Raw genomic sequence first — 7,671 nt, forward strand, 5'->3', positions numbered from 1 at the left:
GGTGTCACGCGTCGTTCTTGGTGGGCGCGGCGAGGCGGGTCGGCGTCGTCGTGGGTGGGCATGTGCCAGCTGTGATCTTGTGGTGGGTTTCTTGTTGGTGCGCGACGACAGGGTGAGCACGTCGGAAATGGCGACGGCCCTCCCCTGATCACCTTGGCCGGTTCGGGGAGGGCCGTGCGAGGCGCGTGGAGGCGCCGGTGTTCACCGTAGACGTGGATGTGGTTGAGGTCGAACGGCGGTTGGCGGTGGGTGAGCTGGCCTGTCCGGGGTGCGGGAGCGGTCTGGCGGGTTGGGGGTGGGCGCGGGTGCGCCGGGTTCGGGGGTCGAGGGGGAGGTCCGGCCGCGGCGGGGGCGGTGTTCGGGCTGTCTGGCGACGCATGTGCTGCTGCCGGTGACGTGCCTGGCGCGGCGGGCGGACGCGGTGGCGGTGATCGGTGAGGCGGTCGGGCTCGCGGCCGGTGGGCTGGGGGCGCGCCGGGTCGCGGTGGCGGTGGGCCGGGCGCCTGCGACGGTGCGGGGCTGGCTTGGGCGGCTGGCAGGGCGGGCGGTGCGGCTGCGGGCGGCGTTGGCGGTGCGGCTGCGGGCGGTGGCCGTCGACCCCCGGGTTCCGGAGGTCGACGGCGGGTTGCTCGCGGGTCTGGTGGCGCTGGTCGTCGCGGTGCGCGACGCGGCGGCGGGCCGCTGGGCGCTGCCCACGTTGTCGGCGTGGGAGTTGGTGTCGTTCGTGACGGCCGGTGGTCTGCTGTTGCCCGCGTTCCTCCCCGAGGCGATCAACACGAGTCCGCGTCTGGCCGGCTGAGGTCTTCTCCTCGACGGTGTCGATGTTGTGTCGGCACTGTTCGGGAGGTGGTTATGGCGTCGACGTCTCAGGCGGAGGCAGCGCGGCGGGCGGAGCGGGCGAGGGCGGTGGGCCTGTTCCGTTACGGGCTGGTGCGTCAGGCGGCGGATGCGTCGCTGTCGAGCCGGGAGCGGGGCCGGCTGGTGCGCGAGTTGGCCGACGCGGTCCATGCGGGGCCGGACGGGCGTCCGGTGCAGGTGTCGCGCAAGACGCTCGACCGGTGGATCCGGGCCTGGCGGGCCGGGGGGTTCGACGCGCTGGTCCCGGCGCCGCGCCGGGTCGAGGCGCGGACCCCGGCCGAGGTGCTGGAACTGGCCGCGGCGCTCAAGCGGGAGAACCCGGCGCGCACCGCGGCGCAGGTCGGCCGGATCCTGCGCGCCTCGTCGGGTTGGGCGCCGTCGGACCGCACCTTGCAGCGCCACTTCGAGGCGTTGGAGCTCAATACCCGGCCGGACGGGTCGGCGCCGGTCGCGTTCGGCCGGTTCGAGGCGGGGCGGCCGAACGAGATCTGGACCGGCGACGCCCTGCACGGCCCGAAGATCGACGGCCGGAAGACCTACCTTTTCGCGTTCATCGATGGCCATTCACGGGCGCTGGTCGGCTACCGGTTCGGCTATGCCGAGGACACGGTCCGCCTCGCGGCCGCGCTGCGCGCGGCGCTGGCGTCGCGCGGGGTTCCCGACACCGTCTACGTCGACAACGGCTCCGCGTTCGTCGACGCCGCGCTGCGCCGGGCCTGCGCCGTGCTCGGGATCCGGCTGACCCACTCCGCGCCGGGCCGGCCCGAAGGACGGGGAAAGATCGAAAGGGTGTTCGAGACGGTCCGCGGCGAGTTCCTCGTCGAGATCGCCCCGGTCGGCGGCCACGTCGTCGCGGACCTGGCCGCGCTCAACACCGCGTTCACGGCCTGGGTCGAGACCGTCTACCACCGCCGGGTCCACACGGAGACCGGCCTGGCGCCGCTGGCCCGCTTCGAGGCCGGCGGCCCGTTCACCTATCCCAGCGACGCGGCGCTCACCGAGGCGTTCAAGTGGGAGGACCACCGCAAGGTCCGCAAGACCGCGACGATCTCCCTGCACGGCAACACCTACCAGGTCGAACCGCACCTCGTCGGCCGGACGGTGGCCGCCGTCTACGACCCGTTCGACCTGTCATCCATCGAGATCCGCTGGCAGGACCGCCCCGCCGGGACCGCGATCCCCACCGTGATCGGCCGTCACGCCCACCCGAAAGCCCGTCCCGAGACCCCACCCACCGCCCGACCAGCGGCGACCGGCATCGACTACATCGACCTGCTCACCGCGGCCCACGACACCGAACTCGCCGCCACGACCATCAGCTACGCGGCGGCCACCGGCCCCGCCGGCGACCAGGACACCCCGTGACCGGCCGCCTCGACGACGCCCTCGCGCACCGCGCCGCCGACCTCGCGCACGCCGCCGCGACCCTCGCCGACCCCTACCACCACGAGGACCAGCTCGCCATCGGCGAGACCGTCCTGACCACCGCGCTGGCCGTCGAACGGCTCGCCACCACCCTGATCGACCAGATCCTCGACCCCCACCCCACCGGCCAGAACGACGAAGGGAACAACCGGTGAGCATCGACCGGATGCAGGCCCACTACGGCTTCACGAAGATGCCGTTCGGCCGTGACCTGCCCGTCAGCGACCTGCACCGCCACCGCGCCCACAACGAGGCCGTCGCCCGCATCGGCGGGCTCATCCACACCCGCGGCCTCGGCGTGCTCACCGGCGAGGTCGGCGCCGGCAAGACCGCCGCCACCCGCGCCGCGACCACCACCCTCGACCCCTCCCGCCACAGCGTCATCTACCTGCCGAACCCCGCCGTCGGCGTCCGCGGCATCCACAACGCCATCGCCACCGCCCTGGGCGTCACCCCCCGCTTCCACCACGCCACCCTCATCCCCCAGACCGCCGACGCCCTCGCCGCCGAAACCCACGAACGCGGCCGACAACCCATCCTGATCATCGACGAGGCCCACCTCCTCGACGCCACCCAACTCGAGGCCGTCCGCATGCTCACCAACACCGACATGGACTCCGCCAGCCCCCTGACCTGCCTCCTGATCGGCCAGCCCACCCTGCGCCGCCGGATCAAACTCGGCGACATGGCCGCCCTCGACCAGCGCTACGCCATGCCCGCCATGGACCCCGACGAGACCCGCACCTACATCACCCACCACGCCCGATTCGCCGGCCGCGCCGACACCCTGTTCTCCGACGACGCCATCCAACTGATCCACACCACCGCCCGCGGCCTGCCCCGCGCCGTCAACAACCTCGCGATCTGAGCAGCTCCGCGTTTTCCGGATAGCCTTCAATTGGGTTTTCTATGCCGCGGGGACTGTCAAGTTAGCGGCTCTGGCGCACATTCGGTGGTAACGGTGCGTTAGCGCCGGTCGTGGAGGTCAAAGCGGTCGAAATCGGCCACCTCACAGACGTTCGCGAGGTCCGGCAGGCGCCGCCGCGCTGCGCTGGAAAGCCTCAACCAGGACAAAGTAGACGCAAGCGGCGTCTCACCACGCGATCACTGAACGTCACCACCGAATATGCGCCAGAGCCGTTGTTCTTACAGGCAGGGCGGATCGCTGCGCTGATCATCACGGGTACTGGAAAATTGATCTCGGGTGTTCCGGTCAGCCGTTGGGCCTGTGATGCGGGTGAGCTCGTTTTACAGGATGGCGATGGGGGCCGATCAGGGGATCATGGGTTGTGCCAGGGCGGTCTGCCGCCCGGAGTACGCGTGTCAGATTCCGCCTCTTCCTCTGGCCTCTCCGGGGCACCCACCGGGTGAGGTGTGAGGGAGACGGAGAGGCTGTGACCAGCGAGAACGTGAAGGATGAGGTCATTCATCTGCGGTCCGCAGGGGTGGATCTGGGCAAGCGGTTCCTGGTGGCCTGCGCCCGGATGCCAAGCCCGCGGCAGGCCGGTAACTGGCTGCTGGAGACCGAGCGGTTCGGGACCACCGGTGCGGAGGTGCGGCGGTTGCGGGCCTGGCTTCTGGAACGCCGGGTGGAGGTCGTGGTGCTGGAGGCCACCCCGGTTATCTGTAGTTTTCAAGATCGAATCTAGGGTTTTTGCAGGTCATGGCTGTCACGGACGCGTACGCCATGGGAGGGACAAAAGCAGCACCGAGGAGCGACGAGCGCCAGACCCGCTGTCGGCTCGGCTGTCCCCATGACGGACGGTCGCCGGATAACCCGTACGCCACGGCCGAGGAGGCGGACAAATCGGCCCGTCGACCGCCGTCGCGGACGGCCCCGCGGCGACGCCTGATTACCTCCGACTACTGGCGGGGGGTCTACTACGTGTTGCAGCCGGACCTGAACCTGATGCTGGTCAACCCCTCTCATCTCAAGGGGATCCGGGGGCGCAAGACCGATCCCAGTGACGCGGCGTTCCTGGCTCGGGCCGGTGCGTCGGGCATGGTGATGGCGTCCTTCGTCCCGGAGCGGAAGATCCGGGAGCTTCGGGACCTGACCCGCCGGCGGACCGAACTGGTGCGCGCCGCGGGCTGGGAGGCCCAGCGGCTGGAGAAGGAACTCGAGGACACCGGGATGAAAATCGCCTCGGTCCTGACCCATCTGGTCGGTGTCACCGGCCGGAAGATCCTGGAGGCCCTCATCGCCGGCGAGCGCGACCCTCACCTGCTCGCCGACTTCGCCGCCGGCCGGGCCCGCGCCAAGATCCCGGCGCTCGTCGAGGCGCTGGACGGCGAGTTCACCGACCACCACGCCTTCATGGTCCGCCACTACCTCGACGAGATCGACCGCTGGAAGGCGGTCATCGCCGGGTTCGACGAGCGGATCGCGGCCATGCTCACCGACCAGGAGCAGGACCTGGAACTCCTCGCCTCGATCCCGGGCATCGGCCGTCTCGCGGCCGAGATCATCATCGCGGAGACCGGGGGTGACATGGCCCAGTTCCCCAGCGCGCATCACCTCGCCTCCTGGATCGGGGTCTGCCCAGGACAGAACGAGTCGGCCGGCGTGAACAAGTCCGGCCACATCCGGCCTGGCAACCGCAACCTCAAACGCCTGCTCGGGATCGCCGCGATGGTGGCGATCAAGAAGAAGGACTCCTACCTGGGCGCCTTCTACCGCCGGCTCGCCGCCCGCCGGGGCGGCAGACGCGCCCAGGTCGCCGTCATGCACAAACTCACCATCGCCATCTGGCACGTCCTGCACGACCAGGTCCCCTACCGCGACCTGGGTGCAGACCACTTCGCCAGACGAGATCCCGAACGCGCCATGCGCCGCATGATCAAGCAGGCCAACAGCCTCGGCCTCACCATCCGCTTCGAACCGATCGGGGTCGCCTGACGCACGCCGGCCACCTTATTTTCGTGTCAGGCCCATGCCGCGGCCTGCTGTGCGAGATATTCCGCGTGTACTTCGGACGGGGTCCTGTAGCCGAGTCCGGAGTGGAGGCGTCTGCGGTTGTAGAAGACCTCGATGTATCGGACTATAGCACGCCGGGCGAGGCTGCGGGTGGCGAAAACAGTCCGGTGGACGAGCTCGTTTTTCAGGGCGCCGAAGAACGATTCGGCCATGGCGTTGTCCCAGCAGATCCCGGTGCGTCCGACGGAGCCGCGCAGGTTGAGGGATTTCAGGGTTTCGGCGAAGGCCGTGGACGTGTAGTTACCGGATTCAACCGGTCGTCGCAACACCGGCTTGTTGGAGTGAGGATAGCTGGTCGTTCAGTGCTTCGGCTGGTGTCTTCCAGCCGAGTGTCTTGCGCGGCCGGTCGTTGAGGGTCGCGGCGATGGCGGTGAGTTCGTGTCGGCTCCAGCGGGACAGGTCTGTGCCCTTGGGGAAGTACTGCCGTAGCAGGCCGTTGGTGTTCTCGTTCGTGCCGCGCTGCCAGGGGCTGTGCGGGTCCGCGAAGAAGACCCCGACGCCTGTCTCGGCCGTCAGCCGGACGTGCTGGGCCATCTCCTTGCCGCGGTCCCAGGTCAATGTCCGACGCACGGGACCGGGCAACGCGGCCAGCGACAGTGTGATCGCCTCCCGGACAGCCTCGGCGCCGCGGCCAGCCAGCGCCGGGCCGTTGTGCACCCGCGGCTCGTGGCCGTAGCCGTCCATGCGGGGCAGGTGCAGCAGGAGGGTGAACCGGGTGGTGCGCTCGACCAGTGTGCCGATCGCGGACCTGTTCAACCCGATGATCAGATCTCCTTCCCAGTGGCCCGGGACGGCGCGGTCCTCGGCGTCGGCCGGCCGGGCACTGATCCTCACCTCCGGGGTGACCATCCCGTCACGGCGCCGCCGGACCCGGGCCCGTGGCACCCGCAGGGCACGGCCCGTGCGCAGACACGCGACCAGCTCACGGCGCAACGCTCCCCGGTCCTTGATGTAAAGAGCCTGGTAGATCGTCTCGGTGCGCCACGATGCGCTTGTTCATTCGAGTGGAGGTGAAAGGACTCCGCCGCTGGCCTGTCGCAGCAGGTCAGTGAAGCTGAGGGCAGCCTGATCCGGGTGATGACGGGGAGGCAGGGGACGGTCCGTCCCGCGGATCCTGTACAGCTTCGGCCGTGAGGACGGCCTCGACACCGACGCCGTCCGCCGCCTCGTCGCGTCGCTGGGCCGGCTGCTCGACCCCGCTGACGCGCTCGCGGCCACGGCGGAGGCGGGCTCGGGGCTGGTGTTCACCGGGTCCCGGCCCTACGGCGGCGCCTACGTGCTCGACCAGATCTGGCGGCGGCTCGGCATCGAGAAGATCCTGACCGGGCTCGCCTCGTCGGGGCGGGGCCGGTCCCGTGACGCGGCCACGGCGGAGCGGGTGCTGTTCGCCCTGGTCGCGAACCGGGCACTCGCCCCGGCCTCGAAGCTGGCCGCCGCCGAGTGGATGAGCCAGGACGTGCACATCGACGGGCTCGGCGAGGTGTCCGACGACGCCTGCTACCGGGCGATGGACTGGCTACACGCCGTGCGCGGCGAGTTCGAGAAGCAGGTGTACTTCCAGGTCGCGGACCTGCTCAACCTCCAGGTCGACCTGCTGTTCTTCGACACGACCTCCACCTACTTCGAGACCGAGGATCCCGACGCCGACGTGCCGCGCGACTGGCGCGGCGAGCCCGCCACCGACGAGCAGAGCGCCGACCCGGACAAGGAGGGTTCCGGGTCCACGGCAAGTCCAAGGACAGCCGGGACGACCTGCCCCAGATCGTCGTCGGGCTCGCCGTCACCCGCGAGGCGATCCCGGTGCGGATCTGGTGCTGGCCAGGGAACACCGCCGACTCGGCGCTGATCCGGCAGGTCAAGCAGGATATGCGCGACTGGAGCCTGGGCCGGGTTATCTGGGTCGCCGACCGCGGCTTCACCTCGAAGGAGAACCGCAGGTTCCTCCAGGCTGGGGCCGGTGCCTACATCATCGGCGAGAAGCTGCGGTCCGACTCCGCCGAGGCCACCGCCGCGCTCTCCCGGCAGGGCCGCTACCAGCACGTCGCCGACAACCTGCAGGTCAAGGAAGTCCGGCTGCCCGACGCCACCGACCGGTTCGTCGTCTGCTTCAACCCCGACGCCGCACAGCGCGACGCGGCGATCCGCGCCGAGCTGATCCACCAGCTCGAAGGCCTCATCGCCGAGTCGGACCAACTCAGCAGGGACAAACGCGCGGAACTGCGGGGGAAGATCTCGACGATGCCAGGGCTGAACCGGTTCCTGCGCGTCACCCCCGGCGGGCTGCTGCGCATCGACAAGGCCAGGGCGAATGCCGAGGAGAACCTCGACGGCAAGTACCTGCTGCGCTGCGCCGACCCCACGATGAGCGCGCAGGACATCGCCCTGGGATACAAGCAGCTGCTCGAGGTCGA

Annotated in this window: 8 protein-coding genes and 2 pseudogenes; 8 read left to right on the forward strand and 2 right to left on the reverse strand. The window is 70.1% G+C overall.

The genetic code is table 11. The annotated features are described in order from the left end of the window. Nucleotides 1-379: 379 nt before the first annotated feature. The 6 genes from QOZ89_RS46410 to QOZ89_RS46435 all read left to right on the forward strand — a co-directional run bounded on the left by QOZ89_RS46410 (nucleotide 380) and on the right by QOZ89_RS46435 (nucleotide 5,182). Nucleotides 380-799, forward strand: a complete 420-nt coding sequence (locus tag QOZ89_RS46410; RefSeq protein ID WP_083418919.1) for a hypothetical protein — start codon at nucleotides 380-382, stop codon at nucleotides 797-799. A gap of 53 nt (nucleotides 800-852) precedes the next feature. Then, nucleotides 853-2,223, forward strand: a complete 1,371-nt coding sequence (locus QOZ89_RS46415) for a DDE-type integrase/transposase/recombinase (protein ID WP_312630337.1) — start codon at nucleotides 853-855, stop codon at nucleotides 2,221-2,223. Continuing rightward, on the forward strand, nucleotides 2,220-2,438 hold the full coding sequence (locus QOZ89_RS46420) for a hypothetical protein (protein ID WP_312630338.1): 219 nt from the start codon (nucleotides 2,220-2,222) through the stop codon (nucleotides 2,436-2,438). Before QOZ89_RS46415 ends, QOZ89_RS46420 begins: the two co-directional genes overlap by 4 nt. Further along, nucleotides 2,435-3,151: an ExeA family protein gene (locus tag QOZ89_RS46425; RefSeq protein WP_312630339.1), complete on the forward strand. Its 717-nt coding sequence runs from the start codon at nucleotides 2,435-2,437 to the stop codon at nucleotides 3,149-3,151. The genes QOZ89_RS46420 and QOZ89_RS46425 overlap by 4 nt, the downstream gene beginning before the upstream one ends. 526 nt (nucleotides 3,152-3,677) lie before the next feature. Further along, a complete protein-coding gene (locus tag QOZ89_RS46430) occupies nucleotides 3,678-3,932 on the forward strand; it encodes a hypothetical protein (RefSeq protein ID WP_312630340.1) in 255 nt (84 codons plus the stop codon). A gap of 38 nt (nucleotides 3,933-3,970) precedes the next feature. Beyond that, on the forward strand, nucleotides 3,971-5,182 hold the full coding sequence (locus QOZ89_RS46435) for an IS110 family RNA-guided transposase (protein WP_312630342.1): 1,212 nt from the start codon (nucleotides 3,971-3,973) through the stop codon (nucleotides 5,180-5,182). Between the two features lie 26 nt (nucleotides 5,183-5,208). On the opposite strand, the pseudogene QOZ89_RS46440 reads toward QOZ89_RS46435, so the two are convergent. Next, nucleotides 5,209-5,442, reverse strand: a pseudogene (locus tag QOZ89_RS46440) (integrase core domain-containing protein); the annotation flags it as partial. A gap of 67 nt (nucleotides 5,443-5,509) precedes the next feature. Further along, nucleotides 5,510-6,235: pseudogene (locus QOZ89_RS46445) on the reverse strand (IS30 family transposase); the annotation flags it as partial. Between the two features lie 139 nt (nucleotides 6,236-6,374). Here QOZ89_RS46445 and QOZ89_RS46450 point away from each other — a divergent pair. Together QOZ89_RS46450 and QOZ89_RS46455 are read left to right on the forward strand one after the other, a co-directional pair. Beyond that, nucleotides 6,375-7,106: an IS1634 family transposase gene (locus tag QOZ89_RS46450; RefSeq protein WP_491723702.1), complete on the forward strand. Its 732-nt coding sequence runs from the start codon at nucleotides 6,375-6,377 to the stop codon at nucleotides 7,104-7,106. Continuing rightward, nucleotides 7,022-7,671, forward strand: a 650-nt coding sequence (locus QOZ89_RS46455; RefSeq protein WP_491723703.1) for an IS1634 family transposase, incomplete at its 3' end; no start/stop codon positions are given. The genes QOZ89_RS46450 and QOZ89_RS46455, both read left to right, overlap by 85 nt.

Origin of the sequence: Pseudofrankia coriaricola (assembly GCF_032027725.1) — a bacterium.
Classification (GTDB): Bacteria; Actinomycetota; Actinomycetes; order Frankiales; family Frankiaceae; genus Pseudofrankia.

Bases quoted from the DNA above. Each gene is read 5' to 3' on its own strand.
- QOZ89_RS46415 (WP_312630337.1), top strand. From the start codon at position 853: ATGGCGTCGACGTCTCAGGCGGAGGCAGCGCGGCGGGCGGAGCGGGCG.
- QOZ89_RS46435 (WP_312630342.1), top strand. From the start codon at position 3,971: ATGGGAGGGACAAAAGCAGCACCGAGGAGCGACGAGCGCCAGACCCGC.